This is a genomic window from Streptomyces shaanxiensis (assembly GCF_039537145.1).
Taxonomy (GTDB): Bacteria; Actinomycetota; Actinomycetes; order Streptomycetales; family Streptomycetaceae; genus Streptomyces; species Streptomyces shaanxiensis.
In genome coordinates this window covers 244,547-265,025 of the sequence record NZ_BAAAZY010000005.1, presented here as the reverse complement: position 1 = coordinate 265,025, position 20,479 = coordinate 244,547, and the positions used below count along the sequence as shown (strand labels likewise).

The window sequence follows — 20,479 nt, the reverse complement described above, 5'->3', positions numbered from 1 at the left end:
GCCCATTCGATGGCGGGTCATGCGCAGGACGTTCACACCGCGGCGCGGTCCGGTCCCGCGCCCAGCTCGGCGAGCGCGTCGTCCGTCAGCCGGTACACCGTCCACTCGTCCTGGGGGCGGGCGCCGAGGGCCTCGTAGAACGCGATGGACGGGGCGTTCCAGTTCAGTACGGACCACTCGAGGCGCTGGTACCCGCGCTCCACGCACAGCCGGGCCAGTTCGGTGAGCAGGGCCTTGCCGTGGCCGGCGCCGCGGGCGGTGGGGCGGACGTAGAGGTCCTCCAGGTAGATGCCGTGGACGCCGCGCCAGGTCGAGAAGTTCAGGAACCAGAGCGCGAGGCCGACGGTCTCGCCGGTCGTGTCGTCGGCGGCGATGTGGGCGTAGGCGGCGGGGCGGTCGCCGAAGAGGGCCTCGTGCAGTTGCTCCGGGGTGGCCTTGGCCTCCTCCAGCGCCTTCTCGTACTCGGCGAGTTCCCGGATGAGGGTGTGGATGGCGGGGATGTCGGCGGGGGTCGCGGGTCGGATCATGGGCGCAGGCTAGCTGGCGCGGTCTCTGAGCCGCCTCGCGATTTCCAGCTGGCGGTCCTCCACCGGGCGGCCGTCCTCGATGTCCCAGAGGCAGTTCTGCAGGAGGCGGCCGTACGTCCACGCACGCGCGCGTGCCCGGTCCAGGCCGAGGACGTCGGTCATGGCGTCGAAGCGCCAGCGGACGTCGTCGGCGTCGAAGCGGTTGTCGAGGGCGGGCCACAGCTCGAAGCCGGGGTCTCCGGCGAGGGGCTTGGGGTCGATGGCGAGCCACGGGGCGCGCTCGGCGGCGAGGACGTTCTCGTCGTGGAGGTCCCAGTGCAGGAGGCGGTCGCCGGGTTCGTCGACGACTTCCCGTACGGCCGCCGCGCAGCCGGCGACGATGCGGCGGGTCTCCGGATCCGGGATGCGCTCCAGCGCCCAGGGCGCCTGCTCCAGCATGGCCTGCGCGATGTCGCCGAGGCGGCGCAGTCCGGCGGGCGCGGGGAAGGACGTGAGGTGGGCCAGGAGGCGGGCGATGACCAGGACCGAAGCGTGGGCGTCCGGGTGGTGCGCGAGCATGCGGGACGAGTCGAGGCGTTCGAGGAGCATCGTGCCGGTCGTCGCGTCGTGGTCGAGGAGCCGTACCGCCCCGTCGCCGTCCCACGCGCGCAGGGCCACCGGTTCGCCCTCGCTCTCCTCGTCGAGGAGTTGCAGCTTCAGGACGGCCGCAGTGCCGTCCCGGCGCAGGACGGGGAGGACCAGGGCGGAGACCCCGTGCATCGGCCGTCCGTCGACCGTCAGTTCCCAGCGGTCGAGGAAGCCGGCCGTCAGGTCCGGCAGTCCGGCGATGAAGGCGCTGCCCTCCTCGCCGTTGTACTTCTGCTGTGATGCGGCGAGCTCCTGCGGGATGTCGATCACATAACGGACCCTAGTGGGCTCCCGGAATCGGCTCACCCCAATTACCGTCCTCGCATGAGCAGCTCGGTCAGTGGTGCCGTGAACGGCGGCATCTCCTACTGGTACGCGGACGACGGCCTCCCTGAGGTGCGCGAGCCGCTTGCGGGGGACGCCTCCGCGGACGTGGTGATCGTGGGCGGCGGATACACGGGACTGTGGACCGCGTACTACCTGAAGAAGGCGGTCCCCTTCCTCCGTATCACCGTCCTGGAACAGAAGTTCTGCGGGTACGGGGCTTCGGGGCGCAACGGCGGGTGGCTGTACAACGGCATCGCGGGGCGCGACCGGTACGCGAAGCGGCACGGCCATGACGCGGCCGTGCGGCTGCAGCGGGCCATGAACGACACCGTGGACGAGGTCATCAGGGCGGCGGCGGAGGAGGGCTTCGACGCCGGCATCCACAAGGGCGGGGTCCTCGAAGTCGCCCGCACGCCCGCGCAGTGGGCGCGGCTGAGGGCCTTCCACGAGCACGAGGTGTCGTACGGCGAGAAGGACCGTGTGCTGTACGGCGCCCGGGAGACCGCCGAGCGGATCAGGGTCGCGGACGCCGTCGGCTCGACGTGGACGCCGCACGGGGCGCGGGTGCACCCGGTGAAGCTGGTGAAGGGGCTCGCGGCGGCCGTGGCGGCGCTCGGGGTGACGATCCACGAGCTGACGCCGGTGACGGAGATCCGGCCCAAGCACGCCGTCACGCCGTACGGCACCGTCCGCGCGCCCTATGTCCTGCGCTGCACCGAGGGCTTCACCGCCGCCCTGAAGGGGCAGAAGCGGACCTGGCTGCCGATGAACTCCTCGATGATCGCCACCGAACCGCTGACCGAGGAGCAGTGGGAGGCCGTGGGCTGGGCGGGCCTCGAGACGCTCGGCGACATGGCGCACGCCTACATGTACGCGCAGCGCACCGCCGACGGGCGGATCGCGCTGGGCGGGCGCGGGGTGCCGTATCGCTTCGGGTCGCGGACCGACAACGACGGGCGTACGCAGGCGGCGACCGTGGAGGCGCTGCGTGAGGTCCTCGTCGAGTTCTTCCCGGCGCTGGCCGGGGTGCGTATCGAGCACGCCTGGTCGGGTGTGCTGGGCGTGCCCCGCGACTGGTGCGCGACGGTGACGCTGGACCGCTCGACGGGGCTCGGCTGGGCGGGCGGTTACGTCGGCTCGGGCGTCGCCACCGCCAACCTCGCCGCGCGCACCCTGCGGGACATGGTGCGACAGGACTCCGGGCAGGGCGGGCGGACCGAGCTGACCGACCTGCCGTGGGTCGGGCACAAGGTGCGCAAGTGGGAGCCGGAACCGCTGCGCTGGCTCGGGGTGCACGGGCTGTACGCCACCTACCGGGCGGCGGACCGGAGGGAGCGCCTCACCAGCAGCGTCGAGGCCTCGAAACTGGCCCGGATCGCCGACCGGGTGGCCGGGCGGCACTGACGAAACTTTCGACCGCTTCCGCCCCTGGATACTCACGAGAACGTTGTCGTACCTGTGTGCGACCATCGCCTCGACGACCAATGATCCAGGGGGGATTCCGTGTCCGAGGACGATTCCTGTCCGCCTGCGAGACGGGGGCGGGCGGCCGCTCTTCCGGCCGTGTTCGCCGCTCTCGTCTCGCTGTTCGCCTCAACTCTGACCTTGACCGGGGCGAGCCCCGCCGTCGCCGCCGACGAGGCGTGCGCGCCGCTCGCGCTCGCCCCGTTCGGCGACCCGGGGGACGCCGTCGGCAAGGCGACCGTCGCACCCGACTCGAGCGCCTGCTACACCGTCACCGTCGAGACCCCGGGCCTCTATCTGGCACCGGCGCTGGACGGCAGCGGCAACACGATGACCAGGCAGCTGCTCGCCGCCGACGGCAGCGCGGTGGACTGCTCCGGCGACCAGTACGCCACGCACGGCATGTGCGACGTGCCCGCGGCCGGCACCTACACGCTGAAGGTCCTCAACTCCGGCTGGGAGGACGAGGACACGTCGGTCACGTTCGTGCCGCTCGGCTCGACGCGGGGCTGCGCGGACCCCGTCGGCACCGACTGGGACCAGCCGGACATCACCCGGACGACCGTGAGCCGGGTCGAGGTCGACTGCCAGCCGTTCGAGGGCGAGCGCGGTGACCGGGTCCGGCTCAGGTACGGCTCGAAGGTGTACGGCGAGTCCCTCGCCTGGATCACCGACGCGACCGGCAGGCGGATCTGCGAGCGGTTCCCGGAGAACGACGAGGACAGCTGCGTCCTGCCCGGCGACGGCCCCTACCGGGTGATCTCCACCGTCTCCCGCTCCGAGAACGGCTTCCCCGCCGAGTACGCGGTGAAGGTCCGCCGGCTCAGCGACCCGCAGGGCTGCACCACCGCCCCGGTCCGCCCGTTCGGCGCGCTGGAGCAGCAGGACCTCACCGCCAACCCGTGCTTCACCTTCACGGCCGGTACGGCGGGCCCGTACACCGTGCACTCGGTGGGCGAGGACCGTGAGGTCGGGGTGGCCCGGGTGTACGACGCGGCCGGGCTGAGCGTGTGCCGGTACGGCACCGACCCCTGCCGGATCAGGACACCGGGCACCTATACGGCCGTCCTCGACGACGGCACCTACCCCTTCCGGGACACCCGCGCCGGCCTGGTCGTCCTCGACCGTGCCTCCGACGCCGGGTGCGTGGCGACCGGGACGGTGCTGCACAAGGGCGAGTTGAGCACGGTCGGGCAGTACGACTGCCTGACGCTGGACGCGCCCCGGGGCGCCCGGATCGCCGCGCTCACCTCGCTCTCCTCGGCCGGGCTGACGCCCGAGGTGGAGGTCCTGGACCGGACCGGCACCGCGCAGTGCGACGAGGACAAACTCCGCGGCGGGGACTGCGCGCTCACCGGTGAGGCCCCCTACCGGGCGCTGGTGCGCACCGAGGACAGAGGCGACTCGGCGACGGGGGCCTACGCGGTGGCGTTCCATCGCACCGACGTCGCGGAGGGCTGCCCCGTGCTGCCCGCCGGCAGCTTCGAGGCGGGCGGCGCGAAGGCAACCCTGACCACCGGCGCCGGCGTCTTCTCGCACTGCCTGGGCATCCCGGCGGACGCGCACACCGATGCCGAGATCTTCCAGCTGATCGCCACCTCCGGGACCGCCTCAGCGGCGTTCTCGGTGCTGGACTCCGACGGCAAGCGGGTCTGCGAGCGTTACGCCACCACCAACGGCTGGACCATCTGCTCCCTGACCCCGGGCAAGGCCCACACCGTGCTGGTGACCGGCCGGGACGAGGCGGCCACCTATACCCTGACCAGGCGTGACGTCACCGCGAGCGCCTCCTCGGCGGGCTGCGCGAAGACCGCGGCGGCCAAGGTCGGAGGGCCCTCGGTGAAGAGCGCCTACGCCGGCCCCGGCACGCTCGACTGCCACCAGGTGACCACGGCCGCGGCCACCGACGTCGTCCACGTCAACGTGCGGGACGCCCTCGGCACGGCCAACTCCGCGGTGATCGGCGGGGACGGCCGCGTGGAGTGCTCCTTCCGCAACTCGCCCTGCGCGGCCACCGGGTCCACCACCCACCAGGTCCTCGTGCAGACGCCGGTCACGCTGAAGGCGGCCCCCGAGTACCGCCTGGACGCCCTGCGTATCGCGACCGCGGACGGTCCGGCGGCGGAGTGCGCCAAGGTGCCGTCCGTGGCGTACGGGTACGGGCCGGTCACCGGCACCCTGGACGAGTCGCACACCGCCGTGTGCGCGGCGCTGCCGACCGCAGGGTTCGACCGCTTCGAGACCGACATCAAGGACACCGCCGGTGCCACCACCACGGCGGTGCCGGTGCTGTACAACACGTCGACCTGGGCCAACGGGTGCATGTACTCCTCGGGTGGCGCCGAATGCGACGCGCTGGGCTCCTCCTCGGAGAGCACGCCGACGCTGTTCCTGCTGAGCCTGCCCGAGAAGGCGTCCACGACGGCCTACAGCGCCAAGCTGACCTGCACGTCGGCGCCGTGCGGCACCGAGGAGACGGCCGTCACCGCAGTCAGCCCCGACACCGGGGCCGCAGGCGGCAAGGTGAAGGTCACGGTCACGGGCACCGCGCTCGGTCCGGACGTCACCGTCCGGCTCAGCCAGGCCGGGAAGACGATCACGGCGGCGGCCGACTCGGTCTCCGCGGACAACCGGACGGTGACCGCGACGCTCGACCTGACCGGCGCGGCCACCGGCACCTGGAACATCAGCGTGCTCACGCGCGGCTGGGAGTTCCCGCGCGGCTCCTTCACCGTGACCCCCCAGCCCAAGCTGGAGAACACGGCCGCCCCCAAGGTCACCGGCACGGCCAAGACGGGCGCCAAGGTCGCGGCCACGCCCGGGAGTTGGTCGGCGCCCCCGGCGTCGTACACATACCAGTGGAAGGCGAACGGCACGGCGATCAGCGGGGCGACGGCCGCGACGTACACCGTCCCCGCCTCGCTGGTCGGCAAGAAGCTCAGCGTGACCGTCACCGCGGTCAGGTCCGGCTGGGTCAGCGGCTCGGCGACCTCGGCGGCGGTGACCGTGGCCAAGGGTGACGCACCCAAGGCGACCAAGCTGCCGGTGATCAGCGGGACCGTGAAGGTCGGCCGGACGCTGAAGGCGTCCAAGGGGACGTGGAGCCTCGCGCCGACGTCGTACGCGTACCAGTGGTACGCGAACGGCCAGGCGATCAGCGGGGCGACCAAGTCGTCGCTCGTGCTGAAGTCGGCGCAGAAGGGCAAGAAGATCACCGTGAAGGTGGTCGCGCGCCGTACCGGGCACAAGGACGGGTCGGCGGTGAGCAAGGCGACGAAGGCGGTCGCCGGGTGACCCTGCGCCGGCAGGCTGACCCTCGACGGAGGGTGGGGGAGGGGCTCCGCGGTCCGATGGGGCCCCTCCCCCCGTTCGTGGAAGCCGTTCGTGGAGGTCGGTCGTGGAGCTCGGTCGAGGCGGCTCTCAGGCCACCTTCTCCGGCACCGGCGCCCCTGCGGGGCCCGTGCTTCGGAGGTCACCGGGCCCCACCAGCGGCCGGGATCGGCGTCCCGGGCGCTTTCACCCGTTCGGGTGCGGCTCCCGGCCAGAAGACCATGACCGGCGCCGTATCGCATCTGGGGAGGGCCGACGTATCCGTTGGTGCGGGGGCTTACGGCTGGTCACGGCTCCAGCACCACCTTTCCCACGGTTCCGCGCGTTTCGAGGGCGCGATGGGCGGCCGCGGCCTCCGCGAGCGGGAAGTGCTGCACGGCCGGGGTGAGGCGGCCCGCGGCGGCCTCGGCGAGGGCGCGCAGTTCCAGGGTCTGTACGGGGTTGGGGCCGCCGGCCTTCCGCATCATCACGGGGCCGAGGACCTGCTCGGAGACGCCGTCGACGAAGTAGGGCTTGCCGTCGTGCAGCCCCGCGCCGGACCAGCCGAACACGAGGTGCCGGCCGCCGGGGCCGAGCAGGGCGACGGACTCGCGGGCGACCTCGCCGCCGACGCCGTCGAAGACCACGGTCGCCGGCCGGCCGCCCAGGAAGGCGCGGACCTTCCCGGGCCACGCGGGGTCCTTGTAGTCGACGGCGAGATCGGCGCCGTTCTCCCGCACGCGGGCGGTCTTCTCGGGCCCGCCCGCGAGGCCGATGACGACGGCGCCGGCGTTCCTGGCGTACTGCACCAGCAGCGTGCCGATGCCGCCGGCGGCCGCCGGGATCACGGCGACCGCGTCCGGGCCGAGCTCGGCGAACTGCAGGATCCCCATCGCCGTACGTCCCGTGCCGATCATGGCGACGGCCTCGGCGAAGTCGAGGTTCGCCGGGATCTCGTGGACGCGGTCGACGTCGCTGACGGCGAGCTCGGCGTAGCCGCCCGGCGCGAAGCCGAGGTGGGCGACGACGCGCTTGCCGAGCCAGAGCGCGGCCACGCCCTCACCGAGGGCCTCGACGACGCCGGCGACCTCGCGGCCGGGGACCGTGGGCAGCGTGGGCGGCTGCGGCGCCGGGCCCTGGACGCCCTCGCGCAGGGCGGTGTCGAGGAGATGCACGCCGGCCGCCGCTACGGCGATACGGACCTGGCCGGGGCCGGGTGCGGGGTCGTCGACCTGCTCGTACGTGAGGTTCTCGGCCGGGCCGAAGGTGTGCAGGCGGATGGCGTGCATGGGGTCCCCCATCGTCGTGGAATCGGGCCGGCAGGGTGCCCACCCCGCCGCCGGAGGCGGCTGTGGGAAATGCTGCGACCTCAAGCGTGCTTGAGGTCAAGGGCGTGCCGGCCGAGGGCCAGGGACACGGCCGTGAGCGCGCTGTTGAAGGAGACCTCGGACAGGACACCGGGGGCGGCGACCTGGTCCCCCGCCAGATAGACGCCGTCGCCGCGGTCGACGGCCGGACGGTCGCGCCAGCTCGTGCCGGGCAGGTCGACGGCGCCGGTACGGCCGTTCGCGACGGACTCGCGCCGCCAGGTGACGCGTTCGCGCCAGCCGGGGAAGCCGAGGTCGAGCAACTGCTCGGCGCGGGCCACGCCGTCGGCCTTGGACTCGTGCGGGGCCAGGGGGATCTGTCCCTGGATCAGCTGCTCACCCTCCGGCGCCAGGGACCGGTCCTGCGCGGTGAACCGCTCGATCCACCCGGTCTCGTCGAGATCGGATACGACGAAGGCGTCCCCGCGCCGGGTCCGCACCGCCAGATCGATGAGTGCCGTACGACCGCTGGTCCAGGTCAGGGAGTCGTCCTTGAGGAGGCGGCGGGCGGCGTCGAGGGAGGTGGCGACGACGACGGGCGTGTCGGCCGGGAGCTCGTCGACGCGGAACAGGGTCTCCATCCGCACCCCGAGATTCCATGCCCGGGCCGCCATCCGGTCGATCATGGTCGCCCAGCCGCCCCGCGGATAGTGCGCCTCCGGCGGCAGCTTGGTGGCCCGGCGCAGCCGCTCCTGCACGAACGCCGCGGACAGGGCGCCGGGGTCGTGGTGGAACAGGGCGACCGCGGAGTAGTGGGCGGCGGCCCGGGCGCCCTCCTCGCCGGCGATGCCGGTGGCCCAGGTCAGGAAGTCGACGTCGACGGGCGCCTGCGGCAGGCCGCGCCGCAGCAGCTTGAGCATGGCGAACGGTGGGGTGCGACGCAGCACACCCCGGTGCCGCAGCCGCAGCCGGGCCGCCTCCAGTGGCGGGATCGGCGCGAGCGGCCCGATCAGGTCGCGCTGCTTGAGCCAGGCCCAGTGCGGGCCGCCGTTGTACAGGGCGTGCGGGCCTTCGTTGGTCCGGTACGTCCCCTCGGCGGTCCGCGCCCGCCCGCCGAGGGTGTGGTGGGCTTCGTACACGGTGACCTTGGCGCCCGCCTCGGCGGCGGTGATGGCCGCGGTGAGTCCGGCGAAGCCGCCGCCGATGACGGTGATGCGGTGCATGGCTTGGGGTCTCCCTCTTGGTCGGGGTCGCGCTGCTCGGGTTGCTCTGCTCGGGTCGCTGTGCTCGGGGGCGTCGCCTTGCTTGCCTTCCGGGACTACGACGGTCCTGAGCCCCCGGAATGTGACATCGGCGGTGTCGTCGCAGGTCAGGGTGATTGTCAGTGGCGGGGTGCAGCATGGGGGCATGGCGAGGAAAGCGATGGGTGAGGGTGGCGTGAAGGGCGCGCGGCGGCCCGAGGTGCGGCTGCCGCCGCTGGAGCCGTACCGGGACGGGCGGTTGGAGCCGGACGGGGACTACGACAGCCTGGAGTTCCGCGAGGAGGACCTCACCGGGCAGGACGGCGCGGGCGCGCGGTTCATGGACTGCGCGCTGCGGGGCTGCGCCCTGGACGAGACGAGACTCCGGCACGCCCGGATCCTCGACTCCGTCCTGACGGCCCCACGCGGCGTCGGCACCGACCTCGCCGAGGCCACCCTGCGTGATGTGGAGCTGTTGGACGCCCGGCTGGGCGGGGTGCAGCTGCACGGCGCGGTCCTGGAGCGGGTGGTGATCCGAGGCGGCAAGATCGACTACCTGAACCTGCGCAAGGCCAGGCTGAGGGACGTCGTCCTCGAGGGCTGCGTCCTGGTCGAGGCGGACTTCGGGGGCGCTCGCCTGGAGCGGGTGGAGTTCGTGGACTGCGTGCTGAAGGGGGTCGACCTCAGCGGGGCCACGCTGACGGACGTGGACCTGCGGAGGGCGGCCGAGCTGGACATCGCGCGGGGGGTGGAGCGGCTGTCCGGGGCGGTGATCAGTCCGGCGCAACTGCTGGATCTGGCGCCGGTGCTGGCGGCGGAGCTGGGGGTGCGGGTGGAGGCCGGTCCGTGATCGGCACCCGGGCAGGTCCGGTATGATTGACGCAGAGCTGCTCGCCAGAACTCCTGGCGGTCGGTGATGCGTTGGTGGTCCAAGGAAAGACGCCCCGCTTCCTGCGGGGAAATGCAGGTGCAAGGCCTGCCCGGCGCTCTGACAAGGAGCCCCTCCCGGATGAACGGGAGGGGCTCCTTCTTTGTCGCGGGGGCGCCGGCGAGGCACGGCGAGGCACGGAGAGGCGCCCGCGGAGGCTACGCCAGCCGTGGGAAGCGGGCCTGCAGGGTCCAGATCGCCGGGTTCTCGCCCAGGTCCTCGTGCAGGTCGATCAGGTCGGCGAGCAGGTCGTGCAGGAAGTCGCGGGCCTCGCGGCGCAGTTCGGTGTGCGAGAACGTCAGCGCGGGTTCCTCGGCCGGCATCCAGTCCGCCTCGATGTCCACCCAGCCGAAGCGGCGCTCGAAGAACATGCGGTCCGTGGACTCGGTGAAGTCCAGTTCCGCCCGCTGGGGGCGGGAGGCGCGGGAGCCGGCCGGGTCCTGGTCCAGCCGCTCGGCGATGTCGCACAGGGCCCAGGCGAAGTCGAGCACCGGAACCCACCCCCAGGCTGTGGACAACTCCCGGTCCGCCTTGGTGTCGGCGAGGTAGACGTCGCCGCAGAAGAGGTCGTGGCGCAGGGCGCGGACGTCCGCGCGACGGTAGTCCGTCTGCGGGGGGTCCGGGAAGCGGGTGGAGAGGGCATAGCCGATGTCGAGCACGCAGGTGATGGTGTCACGGCCGACGCTCATAGGATCACTGGCGTGTCCCGATCTGCGCCCCTTGTCCCGACCGTCCGTAGACACTCGGCCGTCCGTACGTTCCCGACCCCCGGTACGCTCACGGCCCTCCGTCCCTTCCGGGCCGTCGGCTGCGCCCTGCTCGCCGTCCTCGCCCTGACCGCGTGCGACGGCGGTGTGCAGGGCACCCCCGGCGGCTCCGGCGCGCGCGATCCGTACTTCCCCAAGGCCGGCAACGGCGGCTACGACGTCACCCACTACGCCCTCGACCTCGCGTACGACCCCGACGACCGCCACCTCTCCGGTACGGCGGAGATCACCGTACGCGCCACCCAGGACCTCTCCGCCTTCGACCTCGACCTGTTGGGCATGGACGTCGAGCGGGTCACGGTGGAGGGCGAACGCGCCCGCTGGAGCCGCAACGGCCAGGAACTGGTCGTCCGCCCGCACGGCGAACTCGACAAGGGCGAGACCTTCCGGCTCACCGTCCGCTACTCCGGCACCCCGCAGACCATCACCGACCCCGACGGCTCCGAGGAGGGCTGGCTCTCCACCGACGACGGCGCGATCGCGCTCGGCGAGCCGACGGGGTCCATGGCGTGGTTCCCCGGTAACCACCACCCGTCCGACAAGGCGTCGTACGACATCGCGGTCACCGTGCCGGAGGGGCTCCAGGCCGTATCCAACGGCGAGTTGACCAACCGGACGACCAACGACCGCCGTACGACCTTCCGTTGGCACACCGCCGAACCCATGGCCAGTCATGCCGCCACCCTCGCCATCGGTGACTACAAGATCCACCGCTCCACGATCGAAGGCGTGACAGGCGGCGAACTCCCCGTCCACACCGCCGTCGTGCCCTCCCAGGACGGCCCTGCCCGGGCGGTCCTCGCCCGGATCCCCGAGGTCATGGAGTGGGCCGAGGAGAACTTCGGCCCCTACCCCTTCTCCTCCACCGGCGCGATCGTCGCCCGCGTGAACGCCTCCGCCTACGCCCTGGAGACCCAGAACCGGCCTGTCTTCCCCGGCGCCCCCGACACCGAGCTGCTCGTCCACGAGCTCGCCCACCAGTGGTTCGGCAACTCCGTGACGCCGAAGAGCTGGCGCGACATGTGGCTGAACGAGGGCTTCGCGACGTACGCGGAATGGCTGTGGGAGGAGGACAACGGCGGCGACAGCGCGCAGGAGACCTTCGACGCCCTGTACGACCACGGCGAGGACGACTACGAGGACCTCTGGGACTTCCCGCCCGCCGAGCCGGCCGGCGCCGCGCAGGTCTCCGCCGACCCCGTCTACCAGCGCGGCGCGATGGTCGTCCACAAGATCCGCCAGGCCGTCGGCGACGACGCCTTCTACGACATCGTCCAGGGCTGGACGGCCGACCACCGGCACGGCAACGCGGACACCGACGACTTCACGGCGTACGTGGAGGAGAAGGCGCCGGACGAGGACTTCACGTCCATCTGGCGGGAGTGGCTGTACGGCGACGGGAAACCCGACCGGCCGTGAGCCCCCCGTGTCGGCGTCCGGTGCTTCAGCCCGTCCCCTCGAGATCCCGCCGCATCGCCGCACGCGCCGCCCATATCGCCTCGGCGTGTCTGAGCCGTTGCTCCTGCAACTCCGGTGAGTGGAGCGGTGGATCACCGGCGGCGAACGCGTCCTGGAGTTCGCGCAGGGTCGCGTAGACCTTCTCCAGTACGTCCGACATCTCCTGTGGCGCGCAGATCAGGGCGGTCTCCCGGGCCTCGTCGCTGCCGGACTCCCGGAACGCCTCCCGTACGGCCGTCTCCCGGGCCGCGGGCGCCTCGTCGCGGCCGGTGACGGCCGCCGCGTGCATCGCCTCGTAGGCGAGCCGGTACTTCGTCAGGACGGTGACGTAGATCTGCTTGCGTTCCTGCCGGGTCCGGTCGGCCAGGTCGCGGCGCCAGCGGGCCCGGTCCGCGAGCAGCGTCGAGCCGACGCCGACGAGTGCGCCGAGGGCGGTGGCGGCCAGGGTCGTCCAGTTCACGTGGCTCAGGCCCCCCAGCGCGCGAGCGACGCCTCGGGGGTGCGGGGGAGGGGGTCGATGATCATGCGGGGCAACCTATCGAAGTCCCCGATCGCCGAGCCCGCCAAGCCGGGCCCGCCAAGCCAAGCCAAGCCCTCCAGCGCCAAGCCCTCCAGCGCCAAGCCCTCCAGCGCCAAGCCCTCCAGCGCCGGGCCCTCCAACGTCGAGCCCTCCAACGCCGGGCCCTCCAACGCGGGGAGCCCGCCAACGCCGGGAGCCCCCGGCCACGGCGTACCGCAGCCAGGGGCTCCCGCTCGCTCAGTGCAGCGAAGGTCAGACGTTCACGCCGAAGTCCTGCGCGATGCCCACCAGGCCCGAGGCGTAGCCCTGGCCGACCGCGCGGAACTTCCACTCGGCGCCGTTGCGGTAGAGCTCGCCGAAGACCATGGCGGTCTCGGTGGCCGCGTCCTCCGACAGGTCGTAGCGGGCGATCTCGGCGCCGCCGGCCTGGTTGACGATGCGGATGTAGGCGTTGCGGACCTGGCCGAAGTTCTGCGAGCGGTTCTCCGCGTCGTAGATCGAGACCGGGAAGACGATCTTGTCGACGTCGGCCGGGAGGCCGGCGAGGTTGACGTTGATCGCCTCGTCGTCGCCGGCGCCTTCACCGGTGCGGTTGTCACCGGTGTGGACGATCGTGCTGTCCGGCGTCTGCTTGTTGTTGAAGAAGACGAAGTGGGCGTCCGAGTAGACCTTGCCCGTGGGGTTGACCGCGATCGCCGAGGCGTCGAGGTCGAAGTCCGTGCCGGTGGTGGTGCGGACGTCCCAGCCGAGGCCCACGGTGACGGCGGTCAGGCCCGGAGCCTCCTTGGTGAGCGAGACGTTGCCACCCTTGGACAGGCTTACAGCCATTGTTGGGAGTCCCTTCCCTCGTTGCGGTACGGCTAGAAGCTACAGCTACCCCTATGAACGCAGAGAGGGGTACCTCAAGTTCCAGGTGTCTTTACTTTCTTTGCCAAAGAGCACCCGTAGGGGATACGGGAACGGCTGGGAGGGCGATATTCGCGTGACGTGGACCGGACAGAACGGGGAACATGGACGGCATGTCCGGTCCTCACGTCATCCGCGGCTCCGTCTCGCTCCCCGAGGCCGAGCTCATGTGGCGTTTCTCGCGCTCCAGTGGCCCGGGCGGCCAGCACGTCAACACCAGTGACTCCCAGGTCGAGCTGCGCTTCGACCTGGCGAAGACCGAGGCGCTGCCCGAGGTCTGGAAGCAGCGGGCGCTGCAGCGGCTGGCGTCCCGCCTCGTCGACGGCGTCCTCACCGTCCGCGCCTCCGAGCACCGCTCCCAGTGGCGCAACCGCGAGACCGCCGCCGTACGCCTCGCCGCGCTCCTCGCCGAGGCGACGGCCCCACCGCCCAAGCCACGCAAGCCCACCCGCATCCCCCGCGGGATCAACGAGCGGCGGCTGAGGGAGAAGAAGCAGCGCTCCGACACCAAGCGGGGGCGGTCCGGGCGGGACTGGGGCTAGCCGACGGCGCCGAGAAACGGGCCGGCGCGGGGGTGCCCGTCGAGCCGCACGGCCGACGGGTGGATCCGGTGCCTGGGGTGGCATCCGCCTGAGGGAAGGCGGCACCTCGCCGGGCGTGGCGACGCTGCGCGCAACTGCCGTCCTATGAGGCTGTGCCGAGCTGCGCGAACTGACCGCACGCATCCGGCAACGGGCGGCCGCGTTCCGCCTCCGCCACGGGCGCCGCACCGCGTCTGTCACATCGTCGCCCCGAGATCCGTCAAGTCACCGACCCCATCACCATGGGCCCGCGACGAGAGGCTGTGACGGACCGATGAGCGACACCGACTTCCTTGCCCGGCGTTTCGAGGCGCACCGCGGGCACCTGCGTGCCGTGGCGCACCGCATGCTCGGTTCGACGGCCGAGGCCGAGGACGCGGTGCAGGAGGCCTGGTTCCGGGTGAGCCGTTCCGACACCACCCGGGTCGACAACCTCGGCGGCTGGCTGACGACCGTCGTGGGCCGGGTCTGCCTGGACATGCTCCGCTCCCGCAGGTCCCGCGCGGAGGAGCCCCTGGACGCCGCTGCGCCCTTGCCCGCCGCGCCCTCCACCTTCGCCTCCGCGACCGCGCCCGACCCCGAGCAGGACGCCCTCCTCGCCGACTCGGTCGGCGTCGCCCTGCTCGTCGTACTGGACACCCTGACCCCGGCCGAGCGGCTGGCGTTCGTGCTGCACGACCTGTTCGGGGTGGCCTACGACGAGGTGGCGGCCGTCGTGGACCGTACGCCGGCCGCCGCGCGGCAGCTCGCCAGCCGGGCCCGGCGCCGGGTGCAGGGAGCCGACGCGTCCGAGGCCGGCGGCGCCGGGCAGCGCAGGCAGTGGGAGGTCGTCGACGCCTTTCTCGCCGCCGCGCGGGAGGGGGACTTCGAGGGGCTCCTCGACGTCCTCGACCCGGACGTCGTCGCGCGCACCGAGGTCGGGGTGACCACGGGCGCGGCGGCGGTGGCACGGGGCGCGGCGACGTTCGGGCCGCTCGCCGGGGCCGGGCGGTCCGCGCTGGTCGACGGCGTGCCGGGGTTCGTGGTGTTCGCCGAGGGACGGGTGGAACGGGCCCTGCGGTTTGCGTTCGTACGGGATCGGATCACCGTGATCGACATCGTGACGGACCCCGGGCGGGTGTCCCGGCTCGATGTCAGGCCGATCTAGGGCCTGTTCGGCTCGGGATCTGTTCGCCTCGGGGCCTGTGAGGGTCGGCCACCGCAACGCCCGTCCTCAGGGCCCCGGCTACGACTCTTCCGGCCCCTCCAACTCCAGCACCCCCACCGTCTCGCCCTCGCTGGTCTCGCCGTCGGGGCGGAAGCCGAGGCCGAGGTAGAAGCCCTCGGGGCCGTTCGGGCCGGGGTGCCAGGTGACGTACAGCTGCTTGCCGCCCCGGCGGCGGATCTCGGCGGCGACGGACTCGACCGCGAACCGCCCGTACCCGCGGCCCTGTTCGTCGGCGGCGATGTTCAGCCGCCACAGGCCCGAGCGGAACAGGGTGCCGTCGGCGCGCCAGTCGATGTCGAAGAAGGCCATCAGGAAGCCGACGGGGCGGTCGCCATCGACGATCAGGCGGGGCCAGGCGACGCCCGCGGGGTGGACGTATGCCTCGGCGAGGGACTGCATCACGGGGGAGACCGCGAATTCCTGGTCGGGGCGGACCCGTATGCCGGTGGCGGCCTCGAAGTTCGCGGGTGTGATTTCTTCGAGGCGCGGTGTTGAAGTCGTCGACGTCATCCAGGCACGGTAAGGCGGATGATCATTTGCCGCTACGGAATTGTGCGCCGGTCCTTCCGGGGAGTTCACCCCAACTGCCGGTAACGGCCCCGGAAATAGGTCAGCGGTCCGCCGTCCGAGCTCGGCAGTGACGCCGACAGGACGCGGCCGATCACGAGGGTGTGGTCGCCGGCCGTCACCCGCTGCTCGGTGCGGCACTCCAGGGTGGCCAGGGCGCCGCCCACCAAAGGAGCGCCGGTCTCCCTGCCGCGGACGTACGGGATGTCGGCGAACAGCAGGCGGTCGCTGACGCGGCCCTTCATGGCGAAGCGGCCGGCGATGTGGCGCTGGCTCTCGGAGAGCACCGAGACGGCCCACAGGGGCTGTTCGTCGAGCAGGTCGTCCATGCGGGAGCCCTCGCGCAGGCTGACCAGCACCAGCGGCGGGTCCAGGGACACCGACATGAACGCGGTCGCCGTCATGCCGACGTCCTCGCCGGCCGGAGCGTGCGGGTCGTCCGGGTCCAGCGGCGGCTCCAGCGCGGTCACCAGGACCACACCCGCGGCCAGCCGCGACATGGCGGCACGGAACTCGTCGTTGCTCACTCCCTCAGCATGCCCGGAGCCGCTCCGGGAGGCGGGGAGGACGGCGGTCACGGGCGGCGCGGGGGGCGGGGAAGTGTTCGGCACGCCGAAAACGCTAATGTCACCTCAGCGCCTCCCGCATCGGGCCTCCGCCCGAGAACGGACCTAGGACCGCGGACCGAGCGACGGCCCCGCCGCGCCTGTTCGGATACCTTTCGTGGCATCTCCACACGCACACAAAGTTTGCGTTCAGTAAACGCACAGGAAAAACGCAGAAACACCGCTCAATTGTTCACGTTTACCTGTGACTTGAGTCACAAGAGCCATTAATTGTTGACCCTGTGTACCGAGTGGGCAGCGCGCTGTGATTCAGTGGCGGGGAACTAGCAAGGGAAGTTACGCCGAAGTAGAACCCTTGATTCGCTGCGAGGTCTCGGGGGGAGGGCGAGCATGGAGACCGAGTCGGAGCCGTACGTCCGTCTTACGACCCTCCGACAACTGCACCAGGTCATGGCTGACATGAACACGGCCCGTAGCCTGGCGGACACACTGCAGACCGTCGCCGACGGTGTCGTCACCGGCCTCGGCTTCGAGCTCGCGTGCGTCAACCTCGTACGCCCCGACGGCGACCTCGTCGTCGCCGCTTTCGCCGGAAACCCCGCCGCCGAGGCCCTCATCACCGGCCGCGTCGGCTCCCGGGAGTCCTGGGAACGCCGGCTGAGCATGGGCGAGCACTGGGGCGACCTGGTCTTCATTCCGCACACCGAGGGCTGGATCCTCGACGACGACGACGTCCCGCAGTGGTACACCGACGGCCCCGCGCCCCGCTTCGAGGACGAGTGGCACCCCTCGGACCGCCTGTTCGCGCCGATGTACACGCCCGGCGTGCAGGGCGGCGCCTGCGGCGAGCTGATCGGCGTGCTGTCCGTGGACCGGCCGCGCAACGGCCGGCTGCCGGGCGCGTGGGGGCGCGAGGCGCTCCAGATGTACGCGTTCCAGGCCGCCATCGCCATCAGCAACGCACGTCTACGCGCGAATATGCAGCGGGCACTGGTGAGGCTGGAGCGCGAGCAGCAGGCCCTGCGCGCGAGTGAGGAAAGCTTCAGGCAGGCCTTCGAGTACGCCCCCTCCGGCATGGCCATCGCCGAGATGGGCGGCGACCAGCACGGCCGCATCCTGCGCACCAACGACGCCCTGTGCCGCCTGCTGGGCCGCCCCGCCTCCGCGATGCGCCGCTACTCCTTCTCCGACCTCGTCCACCCCGAGGACATCGGCACGCTGCTCAGGACCTCCGCCGAGGGCGGCCGGGCGGAGCTCAGGCTGGGCCGCCGCGACGGCACGTACGTCTGGGTCTCGCTCCGCAACTCCGTCGTCGCCGACGCCGCCGACGGCCCCCGCTTCCTGCTCACCCACGTCGAGGACATCGAGGACCGCAAGCGCCGCGAGCTCCAGCTCGCCCACCGTGCCTCGCACGACTCGCTCACCGGCCTGCCGAACTCCGCCGAGCTGCGCTCCCGCCTCTCCTCCCGGCTGTGCACGCGCCCCACCAACGCGGGCGCCCTGGAGTCCACCGACGCGGCCTACGGCCACCCCGCCGTGTACGACGCCAACGGCCACGGCTTCGACTTCCGGCCGGGCGCGGCGGCGTTCGAGGGTTACGACCATCACGTCCACACGGTCGCCCCGGACGAGCGGGAGCGCGACGACGGCACCAAGGGGCTCGCGGTGCTCTTCTGCGACCTCGACGGCTTCAAGTCGATCAACGACCGGTTCGGGCACAACGCGGGTGACGCGGTGCTCATCGAGGTGGCCAGGCGCCTCACCCGCCAGGTCCGCGACGGTGACACCGTCGCCCGGCTCGGCGGCGACGAGTTCGTGATCCTCGCCGACGGGCTCGGCCGGGCCGACGCCGAGGACCTCGCCGTACGCCTGCGCAACGAGATCATCCAGCCGATCCGGGCCGAGGGGCGGGCCGTCCGCGTCGGCGCCAGTTTCGGGATCGGGTGGGCCCACTGCGGCATGACTGCGGACGAAGTGTTGAAGTCCGCCGACGAGCGGATGTACGTAGAGAAACGATCTCGTCCCAAACAGCACAGACGCGCCGGGTAACCCCCAGGTCAGCGAGCTGATGCGGTCTGTGTCACCCGTTTGGGCCAGCAGGAGCGGGTAGGCTCGCCATTCTTCAGACCTATCGCATTCGCCCGCACCTGGTGAGGAGTACCACAGGGATGACGTCCGGCAACAACGGCGCGAACACGCCGCCCGAGGACGACGACCCGTTCGGCTACCTCTACGCCGACGGGCAGGCCAACGGAGCCCAGCCGCCGTCCGGTGGCGGGGGCTACGGCTACCCGGGCTCGGTCAACCGCGTGCGTGCGGTCGGGCAGCGCCAGTACGGCCAGCCGGCGCCGGCGCCTGCGTCGGCGCCCCAGGGCCCGATCCCGCAGCAGCAGGGCGCCTATGGCCAGCCGAACGCGCACTACGCGGCCCCGGAGACGTTTCCCGGCGGGGCGCCGACGACCCAGCAGACGGCGTACAGCGGCGGCAGCGGGTCCGGTGCGGGGCGTGGCCGGGGGCCCAACACCAAGGGCTTGCTGATCGGCGCGATCGCCGTGGTCGCGGCGGTCGTCATCGGTATCAGCGTGGCGATGCTGGGCGGGGACGACGACAAGGGCGACAAGACCGACGACGCCGGGTCGACGCCGACGCAGTCCCAGGAGAGCACCGCGCCGAGCCCGTCGAACAGCAACAGCCAGGCGGCCGAGGAGAACCTGCCGACGATCGACGCCAAGGCTCTCGCCCTTGGCGGCAGCGCCGCCACCGCGTCCGAGGTCAAGGGAGCCCAGGCGGACGGCGGCGTGTACGTCACCGGCTTCAACCAGGTCGGCTCGTCGGTCACCTGGTCCATGAACGGCATCCCCAAGAAGGGCAAGTACACCGTCTTCGTCGGTTACAGCGTCCCGGGGAAGGACCAGAACGCCACGCTCACGGTCAACGGCACGCCGGCCAGCACCCCGGTCGACCTGAAGAACTGGGCGGGCGGGCCCGAGGGCGACTACGAGAAGGGCTGGACGAAGACCTACAACTGGATCCAGCTCAACAAGGGCACGAACACGATCAAGGTGTCCTGCGAGCAGGGCAACCAGTGCGACGCCCTCATCGACCAGATGTGGCTGGTCAAGGGCTGGGTCGAGTAGGGGCCGTCAGGCCGCGCTGACCTCCCCGGTCACCGCAACCCTTCCCAACAGCTCCTCGTACGCCCCCCGCTCGAACTCCCCCGCCACCGGCGCCAGCACGCTCGCCGCGCTGAGCGCCGCCGCGCGGGCCAGGCGGTCGGGCCACGGCAGCCGCTCGACCAGCCCCGACAGCAGGCCTGCCACCGCCGCGTCGCCCGCGCCCGTCGGGTTGCCGTGGACGCGGGTGGGTGGGGTGGCCCGCCAGCGGCCCTCGGGGGTCAGGGCGAGCAGGCCAGCCTCGCCGAGGGAGGCGACGACCGATCGGGCGCCGCGCCTGCGGGCGTCCTGCGTGGCACGTGACGGCTCGTGGGAGCCGGTCAGTTCGGCCAGCTCGTCGGCGTTGGGCTTGATGATGTCCGGGCGGGCGGCGACGCCCCGGCGCAGCGCCTCTCCGCTCGTGTCCAGCATTACGGGTACGTCGGCCGCCTTCGCGGCCCGCACCAGACCGGCGTACGCCCCGACCGGCAACCCCGGCGGCAGGCTGCCGCACAGGGCCACGGCGGACGCCGACGCGAGCAGGTCCTCGTACGCCTCCTGGAAGGCGGACCACTCGGCGGGGGTGATCGTCGGGCCGGGCTCGTTGAGCTGGGTGGTGTCGCCCGTGTGCTCGTCGACGACGGCGATCGTGCGCCGGGTCGCTCCCGTCACCGGGACCAGCGCGTTCACCACGCCCGGCGTGTCGATGAGCTGTTCCTGGATCACGCGGCCCGTCGCGCCGCCCGTGAAGCCCGTGACCGTCACCTCGTGGCCGAGGGCCGCCAGCACCCGGGCCACGTTCAGACCCTTGCCGCCGGGGCGCTCGGTCACCTCGGAGACCCGGTGGGAGGTGTGGGGCCGCAGCGCCCGTACCCGGTAGGTGATGTCGAGAGCGGTGTTCAGTGTGACCGTGAGGATCACCCCGGCCGACCTCCCCCGAAGTTCGCAATGTGTTCGCCGTCTGTCTGCCGGACGCTCCGCCCGGAGGCCTGATCATGCCAAACGGGCGGCGGCCGGCCCAGTCT

Annotated in this window: 18 protein-coding genes; 8 read left to right on the top strand and 10 right to left on the bottom strand. The window is 72.1% G+C overall.

Annotated features, from left to right (window positions below; all coding sequences use genetic code 11):
- Nucleotides 1-32: 32 nt before the first annotated feature.
- Entirely contained in the window at nucleotides 33-527 is a 495-nt protein-coding gene (locus ABD932_RS06075; protein ID WP_345009357.1) for a GNAT family N-acetyltransferase, read from the bottom strand.
- Between the two features lie 9 nt (nucleotides 528-536).
- Nucleotides 537-1,424: an aminoglycoside phosphotransferase family protein gene (locus ABD932_RS06070; protein ID WP_345009355.1), complete on the bottom strand. Its 888-nt coding sequence runs from the start codon at nucleotides 1,422-1,424 to the stop codon at nucleotides 537-539.
- Nucleotides 1,425-1,478: 54 nt separating this feature from the next.
- On the opposite strand from ABD932_RS06070, the gene ABD932_RS06065 reads away from it, so the two are divergent.
- Nucleotides 1,479-2,885, top strand: a complete 1,407-nt coding sequence (locus tag ABD932_RS06065) for an NAD(P)/FAD-dependent oxidoreductase (RefSeq protein ID WP_345009353.1) — start codon at nucleotides 1,479-1,481, stop codon at nucleotides 2,883-2,885.
- A 159-nt stretch (nucleotides 2,886-3,044) separates the two neighbouring features.
- Nucleotides 3,045-6,239, top strand: a complete 3,195-nt coding sequence (locus ABD932_RS06060) for a Tat pathway signal protein (RefSeq protein ID WP_425587411.1) — start codon at nucleotides 3,045-3,047, stop codon at nucleotides 6,237-6,239.
- 323 nt (nucleotides 6,240-6,562) lie between these two features.
- Here the strand turns inward: ABD932_RS06060 and ABD932_RS06055 are convergent, their stop codons facing one another.
- Nucleotides 6,563-7,543, bottom strand: coding sequence for a zinc-binding dehydrogenase (locus ABD932_RS06055; protein WP_345009349.1), 981 nt, complete (start codon nucleotides 7,541-7,543; stop codon nucleotides 6,563-6,565).
- An 80-nt stretch (nucleotides 7,544-7,623) separates the two neighbouring features.
- Nucleotides 7,624-8,784, bottom strand: a complete 1,161-nt coding sequence (locus tag ABD932_RS06050) for an NAD(P)-binding protein (protein WP_345009347.1) — start codon at nucleotides 8,782-8,784, stop codon at nucleotides 7,624-7,626.
- Nucleotides 8,785-8,968: 184 nt separating this feature from the next.
- On the opposite strand from ABD932_RS06050, the gene ABD932_RS06045 reads away from it, so the two are divergent.
- Nucleotides 8,969-9,652, top strand: a complete 684-nt coding sequence (locus ABD932_RS06045; RefSeq protein WP_345009345.1) for a pentapeptide repeat-containing protein — start codon at nucleotides 8,969-8,971, stop codon at nucleotides 9,650-9,652.
- Between the two features lie 236 nt (nucleotides 9,653-9,888).
- Here the strand turns inward: ABD932_RS06045 and ABD932_RS06040 are convergent, their stop codons facing one another.
- On the bottom strand, nucleotides 9,889-10,389 hold the full coding sequence (locus ABD932_RS06040; RefSeq protein ID WP_345009633.1) for a hypothetical protein: 501 nt from the start codon (nucleotides 10,387-10,389) through the stop codon (nucleotides 9,889-9,891).
- 42 nt (nucleotides 10,390-10,431) lie between these two features.
- On the opposite strand from ABD932_RS06040, the gene ABD932_RS06035 reads away from it, so the two are divergent.
- On the top strand, nucleotides 10,432-11,916 hold the full coding sequence (locus tag ABD932_RS06035; RefSeq protein WP_425587410.1) for a M1 family metallopeptidase: 1,485 nt from the start codon (nucleotides 10,432-10,434) through the stop codon (nucleotides 11,914-11,916).
- Between the two features lie 25 nt (nucleotides 11,917-11,941).
- Here the strand turns inward: ABD932_RS06035 and ABD932_RS06030 are convergent, their stop codons facing one another.
- Both ABD932_RS06030 and ABD932_RS06025 read right to left on the bottom strand, forming a co-directional pair.
- Nucleotides 11,942-12,415: a hypothetical protein gene (locus ABD932_RS06030; protein WP_345009343.1), complete on the bottom strand. Its 474-nt coding sequence runs from the start codon at nucleotides 12,413-12,415 to the stop codon at nucleotides 11,942-11,944.
- A gap of 312 nt (nucleotides 12,416-12,727) precedes the next feature.
- On the bottom strand, nucleotides 12,728-13,303 hold the full coding sequence (locus ABD932_RS06025; RefSeq protein ID WP_030050335.1) for a TerD family protein: 576 nt from the start codon (nucleotides 13,301-13,303) through the stop codon (nucleotides 12,728-12,730).
- A gap of 182 nt (nucleotides 13,304-13,485) precedes the next feature.
- On the opposite strand from ABD932_RS06025, the gene arfB reads away from it, so the two are divergent.
- Both arfB and ABD932_RS06015 read left to right on the top strand, forming a co-directional pair.
- Nucleotides 13,486-13,923: an alternative ribosome rescue aminoacyl-tRNA hydrolase ArfB gene (gene arfB / locus ABD932_RS06020; protein ID WP_345009339.1), complete on the top strand. Its 438-nt coding sequence runs from the start codon at nucleotides 13,486-13,488 to the stop codon at nucleotides 13,921-13,923.
- A gap of 313 nt (nucleotides 13,924-14,236) precedes the next feature.
- The gene (locus ABD932_RS06015) at nucleotides 14,237-15,109 is read left to right on the top strand and encodes a sigma-70 family RNA polymerase sigma factor (RefSeq protein WP_345009337.1); all 873 of its coding nucleotides are present in this window, start codon (nucleotides 14,237-14,239) and stop codon (nucleotides 15,107-15,109) included.
- Between the two features lie 78 nt (nucleotides 15,110-15,187).
- Here the strand turns inward: ABD932_RS06015 and ABD932_RS06010 are convergent, their stop codons facing one another.
- Nucleotides 15,188-15,679 carry a GNAT family N-acetyltransferase gene (locus tag ABD932_RS06010; protein ID WP_345009335.1) on the bottom strand — a complete coding sequence of 164 codons (492 nt, stop codon included), beginning with the start codon at nucleotides 15,677-15,679 and terminating at the stop codon, nucleotides 15,188-15,190.
- Between the two features lie 65 nt (nucleotides 15,680-15,744).
- Nucleotides 15,745-16,347, bottom strand: a complete 603-nt coding sequence (locus ABD932_RS06005; protein WP_425587409.1) for a flavin reductase family protein — start codon at nucleotides 16,345-16,347, stop codon at nucleotides 15,745-15,747.
- A 345-nt stretch (nucleotides 16,348-16,692) separates the two neighbouring features.
- On the opposite strand from ABD932_RS06005, the gene cdgB reads away from it, so the two are divergent.
- A complete protein-coding gene (cdgB, locus tag ABD932_RS06000) occupies nucleotides 16,693-18,351 on the top strand; it encodes a diguanylate cyclase CdgB (protein WP_345009331.1) in 1,659 nt (552 codons plus the stop codon).
- 119 nt (nucleotides 18,352-18,470) lie between these two features.
- Nucleotides 18,471-19,439 (top strand): CBM35 domain-containing protein, encoded by a 969-nt coding sequence (locus tag ABD932_RS05995; protein ID WP_345009329.1) that lies wholly within the window; start codon nucleotides 18,471-18,473, stop codon nucleotides 19,437-19,439.
- 6 nt (nucleotides 19,440-19,445) lie between these two features.
- On the opposite strand, the gene ABD932_RS05990 is transcribed toward ABD932_RS05995, so the two are convergent.
- Nucleotides 19,446-20,375, bottom strand: coding sequence for a 1-phosphofructokinase family hexose kinase (locus ABD932_RS05990; RefSeq protein ID WP_345009327.1), 930 nt, complete (start codon nucleotides 20,373-20,375; stop codon nucleotides 19,446-19,448).
- Nucleotides 20,376-20,479: the final 104 nt, after the last annotated feature.